The 21,978-nt window shown below is 66.3% G+C and carries 23 protein-coding genes; 11 read left to right on the top strand and 12 right to left on the bottom strand.

Features of this window, described 5'->3' with window-relative positions; all coding sequences use genetic code 11:
* Window positions 1-18 precede the first annotated feature (18 nt).
* The 12 genes from ACQCST_RS04320 to ACQCST_RS04265 form a co-directional block, all read right to left on the bottom strand.
* Window positions 19-1,536, bottom strand: a complete 1,518-nt coding sequence (locus tag ACQCST_RS04320; RefSeq protein ID WP_426998108.1) for an NAD(P)/FAD-dependent oxidoreductase — start codon at window positions 1,534-1,536, stop codon at window positions 19-21.
* Window positions 1,533-1,868, bottom strand: coding sequence for a (2Fe-2S)-binding protein (locus tag ACQCST_RS04315; protein ID WP_426998107.1), 336 nt, complete (start codon window positions 1,866-1,868; stop codon window positions 1,533-1,535). Before ACQCST_RS04315 ends, ACQCST_RS04320 begins: the two co-directional genes overlap by 4 nt.
* Window positions 1,865-3,064, bottom strand: a complete 1,200-nt coding sequence (locus ACQCST_RS04310) for an NAD(P)/FAD-dependent oxidoreductase (protein WP_426998106.1) — start codon at window positions 3,062-3,064, stop codon at window positions 1,865-1,867. Before ACQCST_RS04310 ends, ACQCST_RS04315 begins: the two co-directional genes overlap by 4 nt.
* On the bottom strand, window positions 3,061-3,789 hold the full coding sequence (locus ACQCST_RS04305) for a GntR family transcriptional regulator (protein WP_426998105.1): 729 nt from the start codon (window positions 3,787-3,789) through the stop codon (window positions 3,061-3,063). Before ACQCST_RS04305 ends, ACQCST_RS04310 begins: the two co-directional genes overlap by 4 nt.
* Window positions 3,786-4,730, bottom strand: coding sequence for an ornithine cyclodeaminase family protein (locus ACQCST_RS04300; protein ID WP_426998104.1), 945 nt, complete (start codon window positions 4,728-4,730; stop codon window positions 3,786-3,788). The genes ACQCST_RS04305 and ACQCST_RS04300 overlap by 4 nt, the downstream gene beginning before the upstream one ends.
* On the bottom strand, window positions 4,727-5,728 hold the full coding sequence (locus ACQCST_RS04295; RefSeq protein ID WP_426998103.1) for a proline racemase family protein: 1,002 nt from the start codon (window positions 5,726-5,728) through the stop codon (window positions 4,727-4,729). The genes ACQCST_RS04300 and ACQCST_RS04295 overlap by 4 nt, the downstream gene beginning before the upstream one ends.
* Before the next feature lie 94 nt (window positions 5,729-5,822).
* On the bottom strand, window positions 5,823-6,728 hold the full coding sequence (locus ACQCST_RS04290) for a dihydrodipicolinate synthase family protein (RefSeq protein ID WP_426998102.1): 906 nt from the start codon (window positions 6,726-6,728) through the stop codon (window positions 5,823-5,825).
* A 130-nt stretch (window positions 6,729-6,858) separates the two neighbouring features.
* Window positions 6,859-7,725, bottom strand: a complete 867-nt coding sequence (locus tag ACQCST_RS04285; RefSeq protein WP_426998101.1) for a substrate-binding periplasmic protein — start codon at window positions 7,723-7,725, stop codon at window positions 6,859-6,861.
* 41 nt (window positions 7,726-7,766) lie between these two features.
* Window positions 7,767-8,420, bottom strand: coding sequence for an amino acid ABC transporter permease (locus tag ACQCST_RS04280; protein ID WP_426998100.1), 654 nt, complete (start codon window positions 8,418-8,420; stop codon window positions 7,767-7,769).
* A complete protein-coding gene (locus ACQCST_RS04275) occupies window positions 8,417-9,061 on the bottom strand; it encodes an amino acid ABC transporter permease (protein ID WP_426998099.1) in 645 nt (214 codons plus the stop codon). The genes ACQCST_RS04280 and ACQCST_RS04275 overlap by 4 nt, the downstream gene beginning before the upstream one ends.
* Window position 9,062: 1 nt before the next feature.
* On the bottom strand, window positions 9,063-9,848 hold the full coding sequence (locus ACQCST_RS04270) for an amino acid ABC transporter ATP-binding protein (protein WP_426998098.1): 786 nt from the start codon (window positions 9,846-9,848) through the stop codon (window positions 9,063-9,065).
* A 258-nt stretch (window positions 9,849-10,106) separates the two neighbouring features.
* Window positions 10,107-11,354: an ROK family transcriptional regulator gene (locus tag ACQCST_RS04265; protein ID WP_426998097.1), complete on the bottom strand. Its 1,248-nt coding sequence runs from the start codon at window positions 11,352-11,354 to the stop codon at window positions 10,107-10,109.
* Window positions 11,355-11,572: 218 nt separating this feature from the next.
* Between ACQCST_RS04265 and ACQCST_RS04260 the strand changes: the two genes are divergently transcribed.
* The 11 genes from ACQCST_RS04260 (at window position 11,573) to ACQCST_RS04210 (ending at window position 21,970) form a co-directional block, all read left to right on the top strand.
* A complete protein-coding gene (locus ACQCST_RS04260; RefSeq protein WP_426998096.1) occupies window positions 11,573-12,313 on the top strand; it encodes a sugar phosphate isomerase/epimerase family protein in 741 nt (246 codons plus the stop codon).
* Entirely contained in the window at window positions 12,310-13,446 is a 1,137-nt protein-coding gene (locus ACQCST_RS04255) for a Gfo/Idh/MocA family protein (protein ID WP_426998095.1), read from the top strand. The genes ACQCST_RS04260 and ACQCST_RS04255 overlap by 4 nt, the downstream gene beginning before the upstream one ends.
* A gap of 88 nt (window positions 13,447-13,534) precedes the next feature.
* A complete protein-coding gene (locus ACQCST_RS04250; RefSeq protein ID WP_426998094.1) occupies window positions 13,535-14,854 on the top strand; it encodes an ABC transporter substrate-binding protein in 1,320 nt (439 codons plus the stop codon).
* Between the two features lie 55 nt (window positions 14,855-14,909).
* A complete protein-coding gene (locus ACQCST_RS04245; RefSeq protein WP_426998093.1) occupies window positions 14,910-15,929 on the top strand; it encodes a carbohydrate ABC transporter permease in 1,020 nt (339 codons plus the stop codon).
* The gene (locus ACQCST_RS04240) at window positions 15,922-16,761 is read left to right on the top strand and encodes a carbohydrate ABC transporter permease (RefSeq protein WP_426998092.1); all 840 of its coding nucleotides are present in this window, start codon (window positions 15,922-15,924) and stop codon (window positions 16,759-16,761) included. Before ACQCST_RS04245 ends, ACQCST_RS04240 begins: the two co-directional genes overlap by 8 nt.
* A gap of 53 nt (window positions 16,762-16,814) precedes the next feature.
* Window positions 16,815-18,020, top strand: coding sequence for a Gfo/Idh/MocA family protein (locus tag ACQCST_RS04235; protein WP_426998091.1), 1,206 nt, complete (start codon window positions 16,815-16,817; stop codon window positions 18,018-18,020).
* Between the two features lies 1 nt (window position 18,021).
* The gene (locus tag ACQCST_RS04230; RefSeq protein ID WP_426998090.1) at window positions 18,022-19,017 is read left to right on the top strand and encodes a sugar phosphate isomerase/epimerase family protein; all 996 of its coding nucleotides are present in this window, start codon (window positions 18,022-18,024) and stop codon (window positions 19,015-19,017) included.
* Between the two features lie 75 nt (window positions 19,018-19,092).
* Entirely contained in the window at window positions 19,093-19,656 is a 564-nt protein-coding gene (locus ACQCST_RS04225) for a GNAT family N-acetyltransferase (RefSeq protein WP_426998089.1), read from the top strand.
* A gap of 128 nt (window positions 19,657-19,784) precedes the next feature.
* Window positions 19,785-20,483, top strand: a complete 699-nt coding sequence (locus ACQCST_RS04220) for a DsbA family oxidoreductase (RefSeq protein WP_426998088.1) — start codon at window positions 19,785-19,787, stop codon at window positions 20,481-20,483.
* Window positions 20,484-20,527: 44 nt separating this feature from the next.
* Window positions 20,528-21,163 carry a TetR/AcrR family transcriptional regulator gene (locus tag ACQCST_RS04215; protein ID WP_426998087.1) on the top strand — a complete coding sequence of 212 codons (636 nt, stop codon included), beginning with the start codon at window positions 20,528-20,530 and terminating at the stop codon, window positions 21,161-21,163.
* 147 nt (window positions 21,164-21,310) lie between these two features.
* Entirely contained in the window at window positions 21,311-21,970 is a 660-nt protein-coding gene (locus ACQCST_RS04210; RefSeq protein WP_426998086.1) for a hypothetical protein, read from the top strand.
* The last annotated feature ends 8 nt before the right edge of the window (window positions 21,971-21,978 follow it).

Raw genomic sequence — 21,978 nt, 5'->3', positions numbered from 1 at the left:
CTCCTTCCGGGAGAGGGGTTAGTGGTCTGAAGCGTCAAGGGTGCGGGGCGTTTCGAGATCGTCAAGGGCGGCGAGCTCGCAAATGTCGACGGGAGCGGCGAGGGGACGCTTCGCGGCGCCGGACAAGGACTCGATGCCGGGCAAGGCACCTGGCCCGGCACCGAGGCAGGCCGCAGCGAAGCCGCACACGCGGCCTTGGCACCAGCCCATACCGACGCGGGTGAAGGACTTAAGGCTCCGGGCATCGCGGGCACCCAAGGTATCCCGGGCATCCGTGATCTGGCCGGCCGTGACCTCCTCGCAGCGGCACACGGTGGTCTCCGGCGTGAGCCATTCCTGCCAGGCGGCGGGCACCGGATGTGCCCGGTGCATGGCCTCGGCGAAACGCCGGTGCCGGGCAGCAGCGCCCGCCCGGGACGGCGCAGCGGACTCCCGTGATCCGGGCTCGCGGGCCGCCGCAGCGCCAGCTGCAAGACCTTCGAGCACGGCAAGGACCGCGCCGCCGACGCCGGTGACCTCTCCAGCAAGGAACAGGCCGGGGACACTGGACTCTTGCCGCTCATCAACGACGCCGACAAGGGAGCCGTCGGCATCAAGTCGGGTCCCGATGCCAAGGGCCACGGGCAGCTCCATCTGCGGCGTGAATCCCCAGCCGAAGCCCACCACGTCCACGTCCTCATAGACGCGTTCCGTGCCTGGCCGGACCCGGCCGCCGGCGTCGACCTTGGCTGTGCGCAGGCCAGTCACCCGGTCCGTACCGAGGACTTCTGTAACGATGGCGCGTGTGCGGTAGGGGATCCGCTTCCGGGCAAACACGGCGGCGTATTCCGCGCCCTCGAGAGCCTTCTCCGGAACGCCCGCTGCCGCGCGCAAATGCGGGAGCCAGGCCGCCGGAGAGGATGACTCAAGCACGGCAAGAACCTGTCCGCCGGCCTCGGCGATGCCCGCCGCGACCGGGAGCAGGAACGGGCCCGTGCCAGCGAGAACGAAGCGTCGCCCAGGCAGCGTCCCGTTGCCCTTGATGAAGGCCTGGATGCCGCCCGCCGCCATGACGCCGGGAAGTTCCCAACCGGGAACCGGCAGTTGGCGGTCATAACCGCCCGGGCAAAGCACGAGGCGGCGTGCGACGACGGTGCGTGAACGGGTGCCGTTCCCGGACACGGTTCCCGCGACGGCGGGCGTCGTGCGCAGGGTGAAGCCGGCGTCGTCCCGCTGCGGCATCCACACCTGGAGCCCAGGAAGGTAGGTGACCCTCCCCCGGCGGATCTCGGCGTCGAAGCGGGCGCGGAGGCCAAGGTAACTGTGCCAGCCGTGGTGGCCGCGGCCGTCAGGGTGGGGCACCACGGTCTCGGGCCGGTGCCGCCAGAACTGTCCGCCCGGCTGCGCGCCGGCGTCCACGAGGGCCACGGCGGCTCCGGCCTCGGCGGCCGCAACCGCGGCGGCCAGGCCTGCAGGTCCGGCGCCCACGACGGCGACGTCCGCGCTGATCGGCTCGGCCCTGATCGGCTCGGCCCTGACGCTCCCGTCGCGGCTCATGCCCGCACTCCCTGCTCTTTCGGGTACGAGCCCTCGATCTGCATCCCCTCCCGCACTTCGACGAGGCAGGCGCGCTGGTTGGACGCGCCGTCGACCATAACGAGGCAGTCGAAGCACACCCCGATGCCGCAGTAAAGGCCCCGCGGCCGCGCTCCGTTGCGCGTGCTGCGCCAGGCCGTGACGCCCCCGGAGACCAATGCCGCCCCGACGCTCTGGCCAGGGGCCGCCTCGAAGGGGCGGCCATCGAAACTGAAGGTGACGACGGCGGGCTGGCTGGCGCGCGGCGCGGCGCCCGTTGACTCGTTGGCGGTGTCTCGTGACGGAATACTCATGCTGCGGCCTCCTCTCGGTGGTCCAGGTGGGGCTGTGTTGGGGTGGGGCCGGCGAGCTCTCCGAAGCGGGCCGGAGCAAACGGGGAGAGGTCGAGATCCGGGGACCGGCCGGCGAGTGCCTGCGCCAGGAGTTTGCCGGTTCCGGCGGAGAGGCCGATTCCTGCGCCCTCGTGGCCGGCGGCATGCCACAGTCCGGGGGCTCGCTCGTCGTGGCCGATCACCGGCAGATGGTCCGGGCAGTACGGGCGGAAGCCGTGGTAATGCCGGATGGCCTTGACCTGCCCCAGGAAGGGGAAAAGTGCGGTTGCGTTGCGGGCCAGCAAGCGCAGCGCGTTGGTGCTGACGGTGCGGTCGAAGCCCACCCGTTCGCGCGTTGAGCCAATGAGGATGGTGCCACTCGGGGTGGCCTCGACCACCGGCGAGGCCTGCAGCCCTGCGTCGGAGCTGCCGACGTTGTCGATGTATTCGGCCGCGTAGACCTTGTGATGGACCATGGGCGGGAGCGGCTCGGTGACCATGACGAGGCCGCGCCGGGGCAGGACCGGGACGCTGACCCCTGCCAAGGCGGCGAGCTCACCTGCCCAGGTGCCCGTGCAATTCACGACGGCTCCCGCGGAGAAGTCTCCGCGCGGGGTCCGGACGCCCGTGACGCGGTCGCCGCTGCGCACGAAACCGGTCACCGGTGTGTCGGCCACGAAGCGGGCCCCGGCCTCGGCGGCCAGCCGGACGAGGTGGGCCGCGACGAGCATGGGCTGGACCTGGCAGTCCTCGGGGTATCTCGCGCCACCCAGTGCCTCGGGGGAGATGTTCGGTTCGGCATTTCGCAGGGCGTCGCGGTCCAGCTCCTCGACCGTGACGCCGAAGCCGGTCTGGATGGCCCTAACGCGGTTCAGGGAGACAAGGCTGCTCTCGCGGGATGCCACCATGATCCCGCCCTTGGACTCGAACTCCCAGAGCTGCTTGTGCTCGCCGAGATCCCCGTGCCAGACCCCCAGAGAGAAGCGCATGAGCTCGAGCTCGGGGCCGAGCTCCTTGTCGGAGACGAGGATGTTCCCCTCGCATGCCGACGATGTGCCGCTGGCTGGCAGGCCTTTGTCAAGGACTGTCACGTTCAAGCCTTGTTGCGAGGCGAAGTAGGCCGTTGCCGCGCCGATCACCCCGGCACCGATGACGAGGACGTCGCTGGGTGCGTTCATGGCAGCTGCTCCTGGGGCGGTGTTTCATGCTCGCCGGTGGCCCACAGGCCGCGGGCGTGGCCGATGTGGCGGCGCATGAGCTCGCGGGCGGCGGCGGCGGCGCCGGATTCCACGAGGTCAACGAGCTCATGGTGCTCCTGGGCGGAGTCGGCCAGGCGGTTACTCTCGCTCAGGGTCTTGAGTCCGTACATCCGGGTGCGGGTCCGTAAGCTGGTCGCGAGGTCAACGAGCTGGTTGTTGCCGGAATAGCGCAGCAGCTCGGCGTGGAAGTCACGGTCTGCGACAAGGTAGGCCGTCAGGTCCCCCGCGCGTGCTGCCTCGACAATGGCGTCCGCCAGCGAACGCAGTGCCACAATGCCCGGACCCTGGATGGTTCCGGCAATGTCAGCCACAACGGGCGGCTCGATGAGCAGCCGGATCTCGGTGATTTCGTCGAGCTCGCGGTCGCTCATGCTGGTGATCCGGAACCCTTTGTTCTTCACGGTCTCAACCAGGCCCTCGCGGGTCAGGTCCATCATCGCCTCGCGCACGGGTGTGGCCGAGACTCCGAAGGCCGCGCCAAGGACGGGAGCCGAGTAAAGGGTGCCCTCCTCGAGCGCACCGGCGATGATCGCGGCGCGAAGCGACTCGGTGACGGACTCGCGGAGGCTGCGCTGGCGGCCGAGCGGGGCGACCGGAATCTTGTTATTGGCTGGCACGGTGAGCACTCCTACTGCGAACGTCATGGTCTGGTGCCTCCTTCATACACCACGGACGCCGTCACGAGGTCCTCCCATGCCATGCCCACTCCGGCGTACAGGCACGGCCGGCCGGGTGTGCGCACCAGTTCGCCGCGGACCAGCTCACGGAGATTGACCGGACAGATGTTCTCCCATTCCTCAACGCTGCGGGCCGGGATGAGATCCCCGGCTTCGCGCCAGGCAGAGGCGCGCCCCTCCACCACGACGTCGCTGCGGAGCACCAGGGCGCCGTCGACCTCGCGCGCGTCCAGCCCGTGCTGGCCCACCGCGGCCACCACGGCGCCGGGGGCGACGAGGCCGCCGTCGAAGAGAGGTGTGCGCGAGGAGGTCGTGCAGAGAACGACCTCCGCCTCAGGCAACTCGGCGGTGCTTCCGGGAAGGACCTGGATGCCCTCGGAGGCGAGCTGCGTGACGAGCGCCTGTACGCGCTCGGGGCGCTGGCCCACGACGGCGAAGCTGGCTCCCGGGAGCACGGCGTGGGCTGCCCGGAGGTGATTGAGCGCCTGGACGCCTGCACCGAACACGAGTACGCGGGGGGCCACCGGCGCACCGTCGGGCGTTCCCGCCAGGATGTGCTTGACGGCCAGTAGCGTCGTGGCCGGCGTGCGGACAGCGGTAAGTTCGTTGCCGTCCATCGTGGCAAGCGGGGACGAGGTGTCGGAGTCGACGAGCAGGTAGACGCCTTGGATCTTCTCGAGCCCGCGCGCCGGGTTGCCGGGGGCCACGGTGAGCGCCTTGACGCCGCTGTAGCTGCGGCCCACCGCAGGCATGAGGAGAAACTCGCCTCCTGGGGCCGGGCTGAAGAGCCGCGGGCTGTCCTCCTCAGGGTCCACGCCGTCCAGCAGCGCGCGCTCGAGGGCCGCGATCGCCGTCGTCCACGGGGCGGCCGCGCGCACAGCCGCCGCATCGAAGTAGGGAAGGCTCACAGCAGGAACCCGGCGGGGAAGGGGTCGGTGGGGTCCAGGAAATACTGCGCCGTACCGGTCAGCCACGCCCGTCCGGTCACGGTGGGGATGACGGCGGGCCGGCCGGCTACTTCGGTCTCTTGGACGAGCCGGCCCGTGAATCGCGAACCGATATAGGATTCGTTGACGAAGTCGGCGCCCAGGGCCAGCTCGCCGCGCGCGTGCAGCTGCGCCATCCGCGCGCTTGTGCCCGTACCGCAGGGGGAACGGTCGAACCAACCGGGGTAGATGGCCATCGCGTGGCGCGAGAGCTCGGCCGTGGAGCCGGGGGCCTTGAGGTAGACGTGGTGGCAGCCGCGAATGTCCGCCCGCTCGGGGTGCACTGGTTCGTCGGCGGCGTTGATCGCGTCCATGATGGCGAGGCCGGCCTTGAGCAGCTCGTCCTTGCGCGAACGTTCCAACGGCAGGCCGAGGCTGTCCAGGTCCACGATCGCATAGAAGTTCCCGCCGAAGGCGAGGTCGTAGGCCACGGTGCCCCAGCCGGGGACCTCGACGGTGGCATCGAGCCGCTCCGCAAAGGACGGAACGTTCCGGATTGTCACCGACTCGGCGTGCCCATCCTTGACGGATACCTCGGCAACCACGAGTCCGGCCGGTGTGTCGAGCCGTACGGTGGTCACCGGCTCGATGACCTCAACCATGCCGGTCTCGACCAGGACGGTCGCGACGCCGATGCTTCCGTGCCCGCACATCGGCAGGAGGCCGGAGACCTCGATGTAGAGGACGCCGAAGTCCGCATCCGGCCGGGTTGGCGGCTGGAGTATGGCTCCGCTCATGGACGCGTGGCCACGCGGCTCGGTCATAAGCAGGGTGCGGATCCAGTCGCTGTGTTCCATGAACCACAGGCGGCGCTCTGCCATGGTTGCGCCGGGGATCGTACCGATCCCGCCCGTGATGACTCGCGTGGGCATGCCCTCAGTGTGCGAGTCCACGGCGTGGAAGATGCGGCTGGTTCTCATGCGGAGCTCCTGTGGGGTCGGTTGCCGGTGCGGCGGTGCCGGTTCCCGGTGCGGCGGGCGCCGCCGCACCGGGAGTGCGGACTTGGACTTGAGACTACTTGTAGCCCTTGGCGAGGGCTGTCTCGGTGTCGCGGACGACGGCGTCGCGCACCGCGGGGGCGAGCGGTCCGCGAGGCGGCCGGCAGGCGCCGCCGCGCAGGCCCACGACGTCCATGGACAGCTTGATGGACTGGACGAACTCGGTCTTGCTGTCCCAGCGCAGCAGCGAGTGCAAGTCGCGGTAGATCTCGCGGGCGCGTTTGAGGTCCGCGACATCGCCGGAGGTGGAGAGCCGGTAGAGCTCAAGGGTGGACTCCGGGATCGCGTTCGGGTAGCCGGCCACCCATCCCACCGCGCCGGCCAGGCCCATTTCGACGACGGTGTCGTCGGTGCCGATGAGCAGGTCCACCTCGGGAGCAAGCTCCCTGATCTCGTAGGCGCGGCGCACATCCCCGGTGAATTCCTTGACGCCCACAATAAGGCCCTCGCCGTGGAGACGGGCGATGAGCTGCGGGGTCAGGTCCACTTTGGTGTCGATGGGGTTGTTGTAGGCCACGATGGGCAGGCCGGCTGCGGCGGCTCGGCGGTAATGGTCCACCACCTCGTCGTCATTGGCCCGGTAGGCGTTCGGGGGGAGCAGCATGAGTGCGCCGGCGCCGGCCTCGGCGGCCTGCTCGGCCCACTTCTGCGTCTGCAGCCCGCCGTACGCGCCGACGCCGGCCATGACGGTAAAGCCCTCGGGCGCCGCCTCGACCGCCGTCGTGATGACGCGGGCGCGTTCCTCCTCGCTCAGGGTCTGGTACTCGCCCAGGGAGCCGTTGGGGGCAACGCCGTGGCAGCCGGCATTGGCCAGGAAGCGGACGTGCTCGGCGTAGGCGTCGTAGTCGATGCTCAGGTCGTCCTTGAACGGCAGGGCCGTTGCGACGAGCACGCCATGCCAGGGCTTGCGGGTTTCGGTCATGATCGGGTCCTTTCGGTCGGGCACGCGTGGCGCCCTCATTGTGCTGCCGTGAGATGCCTCACAGCCAGTTTACCATGTGACATTGCACAGGCGCCTAAAGGGTGCCGGGCCGAAGCCCGGCACCAGTGATTTAGCTAGCGGGAACCACGTACTGCTTCGAGGCGACCTTCCCAAGCCCTTCAGAGAGTCCCGCTTCGGTCAGGAGCTTGGTGATTGTCCCGTCTGTGCGCTGCGCGGTGATGCCGGCGTCGAGCGCTTCACGAAGGCTGGTGTTGCCCTTTGTCATCGGGAAGGCGGCCTCGGGGGCATGGGCGATTGCACCCACGCGCGGGTCCGGCTTCTCGTTCGCGAGAGCCACCTTCACGCCGGCAGCACCCTTGAACTGGAGCACCTGGACACCGTAAGCGTCGATGTCGGCGTCGAGGCGGCCGGCGTCGAAGTCGGCCTTGAGCTCAACGCTGCTCGGGTAGGTCACCAGGCGATCGCCAAGGATTTTCTTGAGGTCCTCGACCCACAGGTAACCGTCGATCGTGCCGACCTTGCCCATCTTTTCGAGGTCCGCCACGGTGGTGGCCCCGGTTTTGGACACAATCCCCATGCCGTCCAGGTAGGTCGAGGCAGAGAAGTCCACAGCCTTAAGTCGTTTCTCGGTAGCATCGATCGTGCCAACTGCCAGGTCGATGTTGCCGCCGGCGATGGACTGCACGGCATCCGCGTAGGTTGCCTGCTGATAGGCCGGTTCGAGGCACTCATCCTTGGCGATCTTGTTCACAATCGCGATGTCGATGCCATTGGGCTTGCCGCTGTTGTAGCTGCTGAAGGGCGGGATGTCGATGACGCCGACCGTGAGCTTGCCTGCGGCGACGGTCTGGATCCCGGAATGCTTCGGCGTGCATGCCGTTGTGCTCGCGTCCGACGATCCGCCGCAGGCCGTCAGGCCGAGGGTGATCACGGTGGCGGCCAGCATGCCTGCGCTCTTGAGACGGTAGATCTTCATGGTTCCTCCAGATGGGTGGGGTGGGAGATGGGGTGGAACTGTCAGGTGTGGCGCGCCATCCGCTTCTCGAAGAAGACGCTGATCCAGGTGGCCGGCATCGAGATGACGGCGTAGCATATGCCCGCGAGGGTGAATATTTGCAAGTAGTTGAAGTCCTGGCTGCCGATGTTGTAGGCCGTCTTCATCAGCTCGGGGACGGCAATCCCGTAAGCCAACGAGGTTCCCTGGAACATCTGGATCGCGACTCCCATCAGCCCGGGGATCGCGGACCGCATGCCCTGCGGCATGATCACCCGGAAGAAGGTATCGCGCTGCGACAAGCCCAGGGCGTTTGAGGCTTCGTGCTGTCCGCGGGCTACCGACTGCAAGCCGGCCCGCATGATCTCGCTCGAGTACGCGGCCGAGTTCCAGATGAGGGCGAGACACGCGGCCGTGATGCTCTCGAAGGCGATCCCGAACTTCGGCAGGCCGTAGTAGAAGAGGTAGAGAATCACCAGGGCCGGCGCCCCACGACCCACCTCGACGACCACGAGTCCGAGCGTGCGGACCGCCAGGTTCTTCGCGGTCACCATGAGGCTAAGACCCAGCCCCAGCGGATAGCCGACGACGATCGAAACGGCGGCGATCATGAGACTGACGGCCAGACCGGACATCATCTGCGGGAGGTAATTCACCCATTCCGTGAGCCAAGTCATGCGTAGATGGCCTTCCTCATGCGGGAGTCGAGACGACGGGACAAGTAAGCCACAGGGAGGCTCAGCACGATATAGAGCACACCCACGATGATGTAAGGCAGGATCCCCTCGACCGTTGGGTGCTGACGGGCGAAGGCCTGCGACTGGAAGACCATCTCAGTGACGATGATCGTCGAGGCTATCGAGGAATCCTTGAGCAGGCCCGTCAGGTAGGTCGCGATGGAAGGAGACACGATGCGGAAGGCCTGCGGGACCATCACCCGGTTGAAGGTGGTCCCCCTGGCCAGGCCCAGGGCGTCCGCAGCCTCGCTCTGGCCGCGCGGCACGGCCTGCAGCCCGCCGCGATAGATCTCAGCGAGGTAGGCCACGGAGACGACGCCGAGGCCAACGATGGCGGCGCTCACGGGGTTGAACTTGAAGGCGCCGATTTGGATGCCGAACTTGAGCAGGAACAGCCAGACGATGATCGGCACGCCGCGGACCAGGTCCACGAAAAGCCGCGAGGCCAACCTCACAGCCAGGTTCGACGACGACAGGCCTACTGCGAGGGGCACGGCGCCGACGATGCCGATCGCGAACGCAGAAAGCGTCAGCACGAGGGTCAGGGGCAGTCCTTGGAGGACTGCGGAGAGCGCATCCATGTCAGCGCTCCAGCACTGCACGCAGGAAGCGGCGTGTGCGGGCCTCCTGCGGATCGCTCATGATTGCCCTCGGATTGCCCTGCTCGATGATCTTGCAGTCGGCCATAACGACGAGCGTGTCCGAGACGTCGCGGGCGAACTGCATCTCGTGGGTAACCACAATCATCGTCATGCCGTCGGCGGCCAGCTCACGCATCACTGCCAGGACCTCCAGACCCACCTCCGGGTCGAGGGCCGAGGTGGGCTCGTCGAAGAGCATGATGCTCGGATCCAGAGCCAGGGCCCGGGCTATCGCGATGCGCTGCTGCTGGCCGCCGGAGCACCGCCCGGGGTGCTGGTTCGCTTTCTCCGGGAGTCCGACTCGCTCGAGCAACTGCATCGAGCGCTCGTCGGCCTCCTCCTTGCTGCGCCCGAGGACCTTCTGTTGCGGGAAGCTGATGTTCTTCAGCGCTGACATGTGCGGGAACAGGTTGAAGGACTGGAACACCATGCCGACGGTGCGCCGCAGGGCGGCGAGGTCCCGGCTGTTGACGTCCTTGCCCGGCTCGATGGTGTGCTGGTCCACCTGGATGGTCCCGGAGTCGGGCCGTTCGAGGAGGTTGATGCACCGCAGGAACGTGCTCTTGCCCGCACCGGAGGGGCCGATGAGTGCCGTAACCGTCCCTGGATCAACGTGCAGGGAGACATCATCAAGGACGAGGTGGTCGCCGTAGCGCTTCGAGATGTTGTCTAGCTTGATACCAAGACGGGGCACGATCTTGCCGTCCGCAATTTCTGAAAGGGTCATAGCGATCTTCCATGTGTCGACCAAGTGAGTCATCAATCCGTATGATCGATGTCACATCATATGTGCAATGGTACATGACACTACTTGGGAGGGGAAGAGCTTTTTTCAGTGAGCCACCCAGCGCGATTGCACCGATGATGGCTGCGAAAATCGGGCCGACGCCCGTAAGTATTCCGAACTGGTTGGTGGGGACCCGCCGGAGGGCTACGAGGCGGCGACGTAGGGCACCACCGGGGCAAGGATTCCTGCCCCTAGCACTTAGCCCGTCGCCTGCAGGGTGGCTTCGATCACGGCCGGGGACAGGACGTGCTGCGTGACCATCTGGCTGGCGCCAAGGATGGCCGCCTGATCGCCTGCCATGGAGAGCCCGATCCGCAGATGAGTGGTGGCCAGCGGCAGTGAGCGCCGGTAGACCACTTCGCGGACTCCGGCCATCAGGTGTTCGCCCGCCTGGCCCAGGCTACCGCCGATCACGATCATGGAGGGGTTGAGTAGGTTGACCACTGTTGCCAGGACGTCCCCCACGTCGCGGCCGGCCTGCCGCAGAGCCTGGATGGCCGGCAGGTTGCCGTCCGCCACGAGGCGCAGCACGTCGCTTCCCTTTTCTGCGGTCAGGCCTTGGACGGCAAGCGACCGGGCCACCGCAGGACCGGATGCCAGCGCCTCGAGGCAGCCGTAGTTGCCGCAACGGCACAGGACGTCGTCGCCGCGGGGAACGCGCACATGGCCAAGGTCCCCGGCCGTTCCGTTGGCGCCGCGCTGGAGCTCGCCGCTGCTGATGATGCCGGCTCCGATGCCGGTTGCCACCTTGATGAACAGGAAGTTCTGGTGCTCGGGCCAGTACGCGGTCCGCTCCCCCAGCGCCATGATGTTGACGTCATTGTCCACCAGAACGGGTACGGGCAGCGAGCGCTGGACGTAACGGACGACGTCGAACCCGTCCCAGCCGGGCATGATGGGCGGCTTCACCGGCTTACCGGTGGCGTGTTCCACCGGGCCCGGCAGGCCGATCCCGATGCCGGCGAGGTCAGTTTTGGCCCGTCCCGCTTCGGCCAGGAGCGAGGCACCCTCCTCCACCACGCGGCCCAGAACGGTTTCCGGTCCCTCGGAGACTTCCTGGGCCAGGCGCCGCTCGGCCAGGATGGTCCCGCGCAGATCGGTGACGGCAATGATCACATGCGTTGCCCCGACGTCGACGGCGAGGACGGCGCGTGCCGCCGGGTTGAAGGCAAAGCGCGACGGCGGCCTGCCGCCGCTGGAGTTCGCCTCACCGGCAGGGCCTACGAGCCCGGAGAGGATCAGGGCGTCGATCCGTGCAGCCACCGTGGAGCGGGCGAGCCCGGTTGTCAGTGCCAGCTCGGCGCGCGTCCGGGCTTTGCCGTCGCGGAGGAGCTGGAACAGATCGCCGGCGCGGGACAGGCTGCCGGCAGCGTCCAGCCCGGCCTGTTCGGTCGGAACCCCGGTTCCGGGGTCTTTGCCTGGCTCTCTAGTGGGGGCGGGACTCATGAGTAAGTGATAGCACGAACGGCTTATGCGTGTCACGCCAGACAAAGAATGTCGATTCGTTTTCGACTTTTGCTTGACGACCGGCAGAAGTAGCCCTAGCTTTGTGTGTGAGGCAGCTCACTCACCTGCATATGGACCGCCCTTGGATGTGCCCACGAGCGTTCATAGGAAACCAGGCGCCGCGGCTGCGGCTCACACCCCAACGACGAGGAGAGACAGTGTCATACTCGATCCAGCTCTACACGGTCCGGAAGGCCCTTGAAGAAGATCTTGCTGGAACCATCCAGCGCCTGGCAGAAATCGGCTTCACCATGGTTGAGCCCTACCGGTTCCTCGCCAAAGCCGCTGAACTGAAGCAGGCCATGGCGGAGAACAACCTCACCGCCCCCTCCGGCCACGCTCCCCTGCTCAGCGACGACCAGGACGCCATCTTCACCGCCGCCCGGCAGCTCGGGATCGGCACCGTCATTGACCCGCACGTCCCGATCGAGCGCTGGAACACCCTGGCCGACATCAAGGAAACCGCGGAGCAGCTCAACGCCGCGGCCGCCAAGGGAGCCGGCTATGGAGTGCGCGTGGGCTACCACAACCACTGGTGGGAAGTTGAGTCCGTCATCGATGGCAAGACGGCGCTGGAACACCTCGCCGACCACCTGGATCCGGAGGTCGTCCTGGAACTGGACACCTACTGGGCAGCCGTGGGCGGCCAGAACCCGGCGGAGCTGCTCGCCCGCCTCGGCGACCGGGTGAAGTTCATCCACATCAAGGACGGCCCGGTCACCTCGGATCCGTCCAGCCAGGTCGCCGTCGGCGCCGGCAAGATGCCGATCTGGGATGTCCTGGCCGCGGCCGGTTCCCTCGAGGCCGGCGTGATCGAGCTCGACGACTTCCAGGGCGACATGTTTGACGCCGTCCGGGACAGCTACAACTACCTCAGCGCCGGAAAGGTCTCCGCATGAGCGGCACGGCAGGATCAGGGCCGGCACAGACCGGGCCCGTCGGCGTCGGCATCATCGGCGCGGGCGTCATCAGCAAGCAGTACCTGGACAACCTCACCACCTTCCCGGACGTCAGGGTGGTGGCGATCGGCGACCTCTTCGAGGACGCCGCCGCGGCCCGCGCCGCTGAGTACGGGATCGAGAACCACGGCGGCGTCGACGCCGTGCTGGACAACCCCGACGTCGAGATCGTGGTCAACCTGACCATCCCCGCAGCCCATGTGGAGGTGGCCACCCGGGCCGTGAACGCCGGCAAGCATGTCTGGAGCGAGAAGCCGTTCTCCCTGGACAGGGAAAGCGGCCTGGGCCTGCTCAAGGCGGCCGACGCCGCCGGTTTGCGGCTGGGCTGCGCTCCGGACACCTTCCTGGGCGCCGGCCTGCAGACGGCCCGCCGGATGATCGACCGCGGCGACATCGGCACCCCGCTGACGGCGCTGACGCTCATGCAATCCCCCGGCCCGGAATCCTGGCACCCCAACCCGGCGTTCCTGTTCCAGGACGGCGCCGGCCCGCTCTTCGATATCGGACCCTATTACCTGACCACGCTCGTCCAGACCTTGGGCAGCATCCGCCGGGTGGCGGCGTTCGGCTCGAAATCCCGGGAAACCCGCGTGATCGGCTCAGGCCCCAAGGCCGGCGAGGAGTTCGCCGTCACCGTCCCCACCCACGTCAGCTCCATCCTGGAGTTTAAGGGCGGCGAATCGGCCCAGAGCATCTTCAGCTTCGATTCGCCGTTGAAGCGCGCCGGATTCGTGGAAATCACGGGCTCGGACGCCACGATCGCGCTGCCGGATCCGAACAACTTCGACGGCGACATCCGGATCTGCGCGCTGGGCTCCGACGACTGGATGGTTGTCCCGTCCGTCGGTTCCACGGCGAGCCGCGGCGCCGGCGTGCTGGAAATGGCACGCGCCATCCGCGAAGGCCGGCCACACCGGGCGCAGGGCGAACTCGCGTTCCACATCCTCGACACCATGGCCTCGATTTCCGAGTCCATCGACACCCGCGCGTTCGTGGAGGTCGAAAGTTCCGCCGCCAAGGTCCCGGCACTGCCCGAGGACTGGGATCCGACCGCGGCCACGCTGTCCGCGTAGCAACAGCTGTTCAGGGCCTGCCGGCAGGCACCCGCCCGCCCCTCCCCACACCCAGCCCCAGCTCGACGACGAGAAAACCGGAGCAACCATGAAGAACCCCTTGAAAGTCCTCTCGGCAGTAGCCGCCACGGCGGCGATGGCCCTGGGCCTCAGCGCCTGCGGTGGCACCAGCCAGGCCTCCAGCGACACCATCACCTACTGGGCCTCGAATCAGGGCAACAGCCTTGAGGACACCGCGGCCAAGCTCCAGCCCAGCTTGGACCGCTTCACCCAGAAGACCGGCGTGAAGGTCAAGCTTGAGGTGATCGGCTGGAACGATCTGTACAACCGCATCCTGACCGCCGTCACGAGCGGCGACGGCCCGGACGTCCTGAACATCGGCAACACGTGGGCCGTGACGCTGCAGGAGACCGGCGCCTTCGAGCCGGTAGAGAGCGCACTGCTCGACGCAGTTGGCGGCAAGGACCGCTTCCTGAAGACCAGCTGGTCCACGGGCGGCGCCGAAGGCAAGACCCCGACGTCGGTCCCGCTGTACGGACTCGCGTACAACATGTACTACAACCCGAAGATGTTCGCGGATGCCGGGATCGCAAAGCCGCCGGCGACGTGGGACGAGTTCGTCGCTGACGCGAAGAAGCTCACGAAGGACACGAACGGCGATGGCAAGCCCGACCAGTGGGGCTTCACGGCGGCCGGCGCCTCAGTGGCAGCCAACTCCCACCAGGCCTTTGTCCGCGGCCTGCAGAACGGCGGCAGCCTCTTCGACAAGGACGGAAAGCCCACCTTTGACAGCGCCGCGCAGGTCAAGGGCGTCAAGCAGTTCGTCGACCTGATGGCCACAGACAAGGTGATGTCGCCGTCGGACGCTGAAATCTCGGACGGCAGCCAGAAGGTCGACAACCTGATCAAAGGCAAGGCCGCCATGATGTTTGACCAGAGCCCGGTGAAGAACTTCGACGCCCGCGGCTTCAAGGACTGGGCCGTCGCGCCGGTGCCGATGATGGCCGGCGGTGCCAGCGGCGCCGAGGGAACCCAGAGCCACGTCGCCGGCATCAACCTGAGCGTCTTCAAGAACAGCAAGAGCAAGGACAACGCCGTAAAGCTGGCGGGCTGGCTCACCAGCGATGCCGAACAGATCGCCCTGAACAAGGCCTTCCGCTCCCTGCCCGTGGTGACCGGCGCGTCCTCGGACGCGGCGTTCCAGACGGACGAGGTCAAGCTGAAGAACGATGCCCTGGCCAACCACGCCCTGCCCATGCCGCTGATCGCCAAGGAAGGCCAGATGGAGACCCTGACGGGCACCGCCATCAAGAACCTCTTTGCGAAGGCAGCGACCGGCACTGTCTCCGAGGCAGACATCCAGGCGGCCCTCAACGACGCCAACAACCAGATGGCTGCGGCCCAGTAACGATGCCTGAAGGGTGGGGGGGCCACGCCCCCGCACCCCCGGCCAAGGAGCTCCCATGACCCACTCAGCATTGGACAGCGGCTCCGCCGCACCCGGCGGCGACCCCGCCCCGAAACCCTCTCCGGCTCGCGTTTCGCCGGACAACACAACGGCCCCGCCGGTCCGGAAGAAAAAGCGTTCCTTCCTCCCCTACGGGCTCATTCTTCCTGCGGCACTTCTGGAAGTGCTGATCCACATCGGCCCCATGCTGCTCGGCATCTGGATCGCCTTCATCTCCCTGACCCAGCTCAACCTCACCAACTGGCTCAATGCGCCGTTCGTGGGCCTGCAGAACTTCATCAACGGTCTCAACCCGGAAAGCACCATCGGACAGGCGTTCTTCGGCACCGTGGGCCGCACCCTGGGCTACACCATCCTGGTGGTCGGTTTCTCCTGGATCCTCGGCATGGCCGGAGCCGTGTTCCTGTCCTCCAACTTCAAGGGCCGAGCCATACTGCGCACGTTCTTCCTGGTGCCCTATGCCCTCCCGGCCTACGTCGGCACGATCGCCTGGGCGTTTATGTTCAACCAGCGCGACGGCGCCGTGAACCAGATCCTCGTCGACACGTTCCACCTGTTCGGCGACGAACGCCCCTTCTGGCTCCTGGGCCAAAACTCCTTCGGAGCCATGATTGTGGTGAACATCTGGCAGCTGTGGCCCTTCGCATTCCTGATGCTGATGGCAGCCCTGCAGAACGTCCCCACCGAGGTCTATGAAGCAGCAGCAATCGACGGCGCTTCGCTATGGCAGCAGTTCCGCACCATCACCCTGCCCATGGTGCGCCCGGCCAACGGCGTGCTGTTGATGGTGATGTCTCTGTGGACCTTTAACCAGTTCAACATCCCGTTTGTGCTGTTTGGCGCATCGTCTCCCAAGGAAGCCACCCTTGTTTCACCGCTGATCTACCAGAACTCGTTCGGCAGCTGGAACTTCGGCCTGGGCGGCGCCATGAGCGTACTGCTCCTGATTGCCCTGTTCATCGCTTCCCTCTTCTATATCCGCATGGTGCTGCCCAAGGGAGCCGACAATGATTGAGACCCGCAACTTCCGCATTCTGAGGAATGTGGTCCTGACCATCCTGTCCCTGTGGGTGGCCGTACCTCTCTACGTGGTGGTGTCCACATCGCTGAAGCCTCTCAAGGACGTCGCCGGACTGTTCCAGTGGATCCCCCGCGAAATCACGGCATCACCGTACTTCGACATCTGGACCACCGTTCCGCTGGCCAAGTACTTCCAGAACAGCCTGATCATCACCGTCTGCGCGACCCTTTGCTCAGTGACCGTGGCCGTCCTGGCCGCGTACGCCGTCGCGCGGCTGCAGTTCAAGGGGAAACGCTTCTTCAGCCTGACCGTCCTGTCAACGCAGATGTTCCCCGGCATCTTGTTCCTCCTGCCTCTGTACCTGATCTTCACCCAGATCCGGAACCTCACCGGGGTGCAGCTGCAGGGCTCCTATCTCGGCCTGATCATCACATACATGACCTTCACGCTGCCGTTCGCCATCTGGATGCTGAGCGGGTATTTTGCCTCAATCCCCAAGGAGCTCGAGGAAGCCTCCATGATCGACGGCACCGGCCGGATGGGGGCCCTCTTCCGGGTGATCCTCCCCGTCGCCAAGCCCGGCATCATTGCGGTGGCGGTGTACTCCTTCATATCCGCCTGGGGAGAGGTGCTGTTTGCCTCCGTCCTGACCAACGAAGCCACTAAAACCCTCTCGCTGGGGCTGAAGTCTTATGCCAGCGAATCCGATGTGTTCTGGAACCAGCTCATGGCCGCCTCCGTGGTGGTCAGCCTGCCGGTGCTTATTGGCTTCATTCTGGTCCAGAAGCATCTGGTGGCAGGCCTCTCAGCCGGCGCCGTGAAGTAGCCCGGCATCCCCGCACCCAGCCAACAAACCACATCCCTTTGAGGAGCTCCACAATGACGACGGCGCAGACGCCAACGCCGGCCGGCACCACTCCTGGCAACCCACCCCTGGGGGTTGCAATGATCGGCTATGCGTTCATGGGCAAGGCCCACTCGAATGCCTGGCGGAATGTTGCGAGTTACTTCGACGTCCCGGCCTTCGAGCAGAAAGTGCTGGTGGGCCGTGATCCGTCCGGGGTGGCCGAGGCAGCGGCAAAGTACGGCTGGGCGGAGTCCGCCACTGACTGGCGTGCGGTAATTGAGCGCGAGGACATTGACATTGTGGACATCTGCGCACCTGGCTTTATGCATTCCGAGATCGCCGTCGCCGCGCTCGCTGCGGGCAAGCACGTGCTCGTGGAGAAGCCCTTGGCCAATACTCTGGCTGAGGCTGAAGCCATGACCACCGCCGCGCAGACGGCCCGCAGCAACGGTGTCCAGTCCATGGTCGGGTTCAATTACCGCCGGGTGCCGGCGTTGGCCTTGGCCCGGGAGCTGATCGCGGAGGGCCGGCTGGGTGCCATCCGGCACGTCCGTGCTGCCTACCTTCAGGACTGGCTCATGGATCCGGAATCGCCCATGACCTGGCGCCTGAACAAGGAAACCGCCGGGTCGGGGGCACTCGGCGACATCGCCTCGCACGCGATCGACCAGGTCCTCTTCCTCCTCGGGGACCAGGTCACCGAAGTTTCCGGCCGGATGCACACCTTCACTTCGCACCGCCCGGGGCCGCAGGGCCTGGAGGAAGTAACGGTCGACGACGCCGCCTGGGCCACGCTCTCGCTCGCCTCCGGGGCGATCGCCTCCGTGGAGGTCTCGCGGGTGGCCACCGGCCAGAAAAACTCGCTCAAGCTGGAGATCTACGGCGGCAAGGGTTCCTTGCTTTTTGACCTGGAGTCAATCAACGAACTCGGCTTCCTGGACGCCACCGTCCCGGCCCGGGAACAGGGTTTCCGCCGCATCCTCGTCAACGAACCCGTTCACCCGTATCTTGAAGCGTGGTGGCCGCAGGGCCACACTCTCGGATGGGAACACACCTTCACACACGAGATCCGCGACTTCCTCGTGGCAATCGCCAGCGGAACCCAGCCGTCGCCGTCGTTCGAGGACGGACTCGCAGTCCAGCGCATTCTTGCCGCGGTGGAGGAAAGCTCCGCTGCGAAAAGCGCTCTTGTTCAGCTGAGCAACCCGCTCAGTGCCCAGCCTTCTGAAGGAGCCTGACATGCCCCGCCCGTACACCCTGTTCACCGGCCAGTGGGCCGATCTCCCGTTCGAGGAAGTCGCGCGCCTCGCTTCCGGCTGGGGCTACGACGGCCTGGAAATCGCCGTCTCCGGCGACCACCTGGACGCCTGGCGCTGGGACGAGCCCGGCTACGTGGCCGGCAAGTTGGCGGTGTTGGAAAACTACAACCTCAAGGTCTGGGCCATCTCCAACCACCTCAAAGGTCAGGCCGTGTGCGACTCCCCCATCGACTTCCGGCACCAGGCAATCGTCGGCCCCAAGGTCTGGGGCGACGGCGATCCCGAAGGAGTCCGCACCCGCGCCGCCGAGGAAATGAAGCACACCGCACGCCTGGCCAAAGCCCTCGGCGTGGACACCGTCGTCGGGTTCACCGGCTCCTCCATCTGGCAGTACGTGGCAATGTTCCCGCCGGTGTCGACCTCGGTGATCGACGCCGGCTACCAGGACTTCGCCGACCGCTGGAACCCCATCCTGGACGTCTTCGACGACTGCGGCGTCCGCTTCGCCCATGAAGTCCACCCCTCCGAAATCGCCTACGACTACTGGACCACCGTCCGCACCCTCGAGGCGATCGGCCACCGCGAAGCCTTCGGCCTGAACTGGGACCCCTCGCATTTCATGTGGCAGGGCATCGACCCCGTCTCCTTCATCTGGGACTTCAAGGACCGGATCTACCACGTGGACTGCAAGGACACAAAGCTCCGCCCCACGGGCCGGAACACCGTGATGGGCTCCCACCTGCCCTGGGGCGACCCCCGCAGGGGCTGGGACTTCGTCTCCGCCGGCCGCGGCGATGTCCCCTGGGAATCATCCTTCCGCGCCCTCACCGCGATCGGCTACGACGGGCCGATCAGCATCGAATGGGAGGACGCCGGCATGGACCGTTTCCACGGCGCCCCCGAGGCGCTTGCAGCCCTGAAGAAATTCGACTTCCCGCCGTCGAACACCTCCTTCGACGCCGCGTTCAGCCAATAGCCCGCATACGGCCTGAGGCCGCGCAGGCGGCCGCGGCAGCACTCCACGAGGCCTCCTCACGCTAAGGTTTTCTCCATGATGCACACCATCCGCAAGGCAACAACGGACGACGCCGGGCGGCTGGCTGAACTGGCGGCTGTCACCTTTCCGCTGGCGTGCCCGCCTGGCTCCTCGCCGGAGGACATCGCCACGCACGTCGCGAACACGCTCAGTGAAGAACACTTCCGCGGGTATCTGGCGGATCCGGACTTCACCGTCCTGACCATCGACGCCGCCGGCGATTCCGGTGACGGTTCCGGTGGCGCGTTGAGCGGCTACAGCATGCTGGTTTTCCGGCCAGTGCAGGATCCTGACGTTGCCTCAGCGTTGAGCCGGCTGCCCTCCGCGGAGCTCAGTAAATGCTACGTCCACCCGGCCCACCATGGACTGGGTGCGGCGGCGGAACTCATGCGTGCCACGCTCGAATCCGCGGCGTCCGGCGGCGCCCAAGGCGTGTGGTTGGGCGTCAATAGTGAGAATGCCAAGGCTATCCGCTTCTATGAAAAATCCGGATTCCGGCGGGTGGGTACCAAGTCCTTCCATCTCGGCAGCACCATAGAGCACGATTTTGTGATGGAGCGCGAACTCCCCGTCTCCTAGCGCCAACGGAAACTTGGGGCCCCGATTCAGCGGATTTCAGGGCGTCAACTGCCCGTTCACGCTTCCCCGTGACGAAGGCGACACAGCCTCCGGGGAATGCCGTCCCGGCCCGTGGAGTTACCCCAAGCATGAAGATTGAGATCTGGTCCGACGTCGCGTGCCCGTGGTGCTACATCGGCAAACGCCGTTTTGAAGCCGCCCTGGCAGAATTCCCCCACCGCGATTCCGTGGAGGTGCAGTGGCGCAGCTACCAGCTGGACCCCACACTTCCGGAGCACTACGACGGCACCGAGCTGGATTACCTGAGTACCCGCAAGGGCATGGCCCCCGAGCAGGTCTCACAGATGTTTGACCATGTGGCGGCCCAGGCCAAAGGCGAGGGGCTCAACTACAGTTTTGACGACGTCGTGGTTGCCAACAGCTTCACTGCCCACCGGTTGATCCACCTCGCGGCAGCCCATGGCCGGCAGGATGCTGCGAAGGAACGGCTGCTCAGCGATCACTTCGAGCACGGCAAGGACATCGGCAACCAGGTGTACCTCACCTCGCTAGGCCACGACCTGGGACTCGACGCCGGCGAACTTGCCGAGCTTTTTACCACCGACAAGTACGCCGACGACGTCCACCACGACTTCGATGAGGCGCGTGCCCTGGGCATCAGCGGCGTGCCGTTCTTCGTGATCGACCGCCAGTTCGGGCTCTCCGGCGCCCAGCCCACAGAGACCTTTACCCAGGCGCTCAACCAGGCCTGGCAGGAAAACCACGCACTGGTACCCGTGGGCAGCGCTAATGCTGAAGCCTGCGGCCCGGACGGCTGCGATGTCTAAGGCCTCACGCCGGTTTTGCTGACAGATCACTGTAAAGTGTCCGTATGCCCAGGATCACGGCTGCAAACAACGCAGCCCAACGCGCCGAGACCCGACGACGCATCCTGACGGCGTTCGGTGAGCTCCTCTTCACCCACGGGCTGCCCGGCCTGACCATGACGGATGTCGCCCGCCATGCCGGGGTGGGACGCACAGCTGTGTACAACTACTATGCGGATATCGAAGAGCTCCTCATTTCTTACGCCCTGGAGGAGACCGAGCGCTTCCTCGCGGAGCTGCGGGATTCCCTCCACGGCCTGGAAAACCCGGTGGAACGCCTTGCATTGTACGTGCGCGCCCAGGTGGAGGATCTGGCCCGGCGCCACCTGCCGCCCGGTCCGGCCATGGGCGCCGTGCTGTCGCCGGGGTCCTTCGCCAAACTCGCGGACCATGTGGGCGAGCTCAGCGTGCTCCTCCAGGACATCCTCCGCGAGGGCATGGCGCAGGGGTACCTGCCGGAGGCTGACGTAGAGCAGCAGGCTCAGCTGGTCCACGGCACGCTTTCCTCGAGCGCGGCACGCGGTGGCGGTCAGGCGGACGACCTGGAGTCCAGGATCGCCCGCACCGTCCGTTTCATCCAACTGGGTGCCGGCGCCAGGTTCGACGACGACGGCAGGCCATTGCGCATCAGGCACCGATAGCCCGTCGGCACTCCCACCCCGCGATCCGGGACATATCTTCAAAGAACACCCATCCGTGATCCGGATCACAACGAATTGCTCGTATGCGCCGGAACTCGCTGCTGCATGAGCCGTAGCCCACCCGGCAACTCGCACCCAGGAGCAACAATGCGTAGATCAATTTTTGTGGCCGGAGCAACTGCCTTCAGTCTTATACTTCTCAGCGCCAGCGGGGTCGGAATAGCCTCCGCCCAAAAGCCAGCAGGGACCGGGCAGGTATTTGCCGCCCGGCTCTTGCCGCTTAATGCGGGATCGCACACCGTAGGCGATGCCACGTACTCCATCCCGTCGGCCTCCGGCAACGCCGTAATCACCGTCAATGGCGACGACGTCAGCGTGGCAATCGACGTTAATGGCGTTACGTCCGGAACACTGCACCCACAGCACATCCACGCAGGAACCACGTGTCCGGACGCCACCGCCGACGGCAATCAGGACGGCATTCATGACGGCTTTGTTGACGTCATCGAGGGCCTTCCGCTGTACGGCCCTGTCCTGGTTCCGTTGGACAGCAACCTGAACAGTTTCAGCCCGTCCCTGGACTTCCCAGTAGCGGACGCCAACGGGAGCTACAGCTACAACCAGTCCGCGTCCAAGTCCCATCTACAGGGCGAGCTGGACCAGGCACTGAAACTGGGCAGCCGGCACGTCGTGATTCACGGAATCAACCCGGATAGCCCTCTTCCTGCGTCGGTGAAGTCCCTGCCGGGGCTCCCCGCCTGGGCTACGCTTCCGGTGGCTTGTGGAGAACTGCACCGTACCCAGTAGTCCGTCGC

The organism is Pseudarthrobacter sp. N5 (genome assembly GCF_050157035.1).
Classification (GTDB): domain Bacteria; phylum Actinomycetota; class Actinomycetes; order Actinomycetales; family Micrococcaceae; genus Arthrobacter.
This window is presented reverse-complemented; position numbering and strand designations above follow the sequence as displayed.

Excerpts from the sequence above, each read along its gene's own strand:
- ACQCST_RS04310 (WP_426998106.1), bottom strand. The coding sequence starts at position 3,064 with ATGAACGCACCCAGCGACGTCCTCGTCATCGGTGCCGGGGTGATCGGC.
- ACQCST_RS04280 (WP_426998100.1), bottom strand. The coding sequence starts at position 8,420 with ATGACTTGGCTCACGGAATGGGTGAATTACCTCCCGCAGATGATGTCC.
- ACQCST_RS04265 (WP_426998097.1), bottom strand. The coding sequence starts at position 11,354 with ATGAGTCCCGCCCCCACTAGAGAGCCAGGCAAAGACCCCGGAACCGGG.
- ACQCST_RS04245 (WP_426998093.1), top strand. The coding sequence starts at position 14,910 with ATGACCCACTCAGCATTGGACAGCGGCTCCGCCGCACCCGGCGGCGAC.
- ACQCST_RS04290 (WP_426998102.1), bottom strand. The coding sequence starts at position 6,728 with ATGACCGAAACCCGCAAGCCCTGGCATGGCGTGCTCGTCGCAACGGCC.
- ACQCST_RS04225 (WP_426998089.1), top strand. The coding sequence starts at position 19,093 with ATGATGCACACCATCCGCAAGGCAACAACGGACGACGCCGGGCGGCTG.
- ACQCST_RS04270 (WP_426998098.1), bottom strand. The coding sequence starts at position 9,848 with ATGACCCTTTCAGAAATTGCGGACGGCAAGATCGTGCCCCGTCTTGGT.
- ACQCST_RS04315 (WP_426998107.1), bottom strand. The coding sequence starts at position 1,868 with ATGAGTATTCCGTCACGAGACACCGCCAACGAGTCAACGGGCGCCGCG.
- ACQCST_RS04210 (WP_426998086.1), top strand. The coding sequence starts at position 21,311 with ATGCGTAGATCAATTTTTGTGGCCGGAGCAACTGCCTTCAGTCTTATA.
- ACQCST_RS04305 (WP_426998105.1), bottom strand. The coding sequence starts at position 3,789 with ATGACGTTCGCAGTAGGAGTGCTCACCGTGCCAGCCAATAACAAGATT.
- ACQCST_RS04220 (WP_426998088.1), top strand. The coding sequence starts at position 19,785 with ATGAAGATTGAGATCTGGTCCGACGTCGCGTGCCCGTGGTGCTACATC.
- ACQCST_RS04320 (WP_426998108.1), bottom strand. The coding sequence starts at position 1,536 with ATGAGCCGCGACGGGAGCGTCAGGGCCGAGCCGATCAGGGCCGAGCCG.
- ACQCST_RS04295 (WP_426998103.1), bottom strand. The coding sequence starts at position 5,728 with ATGAGAACCAGCCGCATCTTCCACGCCGTGGACTCGCACACTGAGGGC.
- ACQCST_RS04235 (WP_426998091.1), top strand. The coding sequence starts at position 16,815 with ATGACGACGGCGCAGACGCCAACGCCGGCCGGCACCACTCCTGGCAAC.
- ACQCST_RS04275 (WP_426998099.1), bottom strand. The coding sequence starts at position 9,061 with ATGGATGCGCTCTCCGCAGTCCTCCAAGGACTGCCCCTGACCCTCGTG.
- ACQCST_RS04255 (WP_426998095.1), top strand. The coding sequence starts at position 12,310 with ATGAGCGGCACGGCAGGATCAGGGCCGGCACAGACCGGGCCCGTCGGC.
- ACQCST_RS04215 (WP_426998087.1), top strand. The coding sequence starts at position 20,528 with ATGCCCAGGATCACGGCTGCAAACAACGCAGCCCAACGCGCCGAGACC.
- ACQCST_RS04250 (WP_426998094.1), top strand. The coding sequence starts at position 13,535 with ATGAAGAACCCCTTGAAAGTCCTCTCGGCAGTAGCCGCCACGGCGGCG.
- ACQCST_RS04285 (WP_426998101.1), bottom strand. The coding sequence starts at position 7,725 with ATGAAGATCTACCGTCTCAAGAGCGCAGGCATGCTGGCCGCCACCGTG.
- ACQCST_RS04240 (WP_426998092.1), top strand. The coding sequence starts at position 15,922 with ATGATTGAGACCCGCAACTTCCGCATTCTGAGGAATGTGGTCCTGACC.
- ACQCST_RS04230 (WP_426998090.1), top strand. The coding sequence starts at position 18,022 with ATGCCCCGCCCGTACACCCTGTTCACCGGCCAGTGGGCCGATCTCCCG.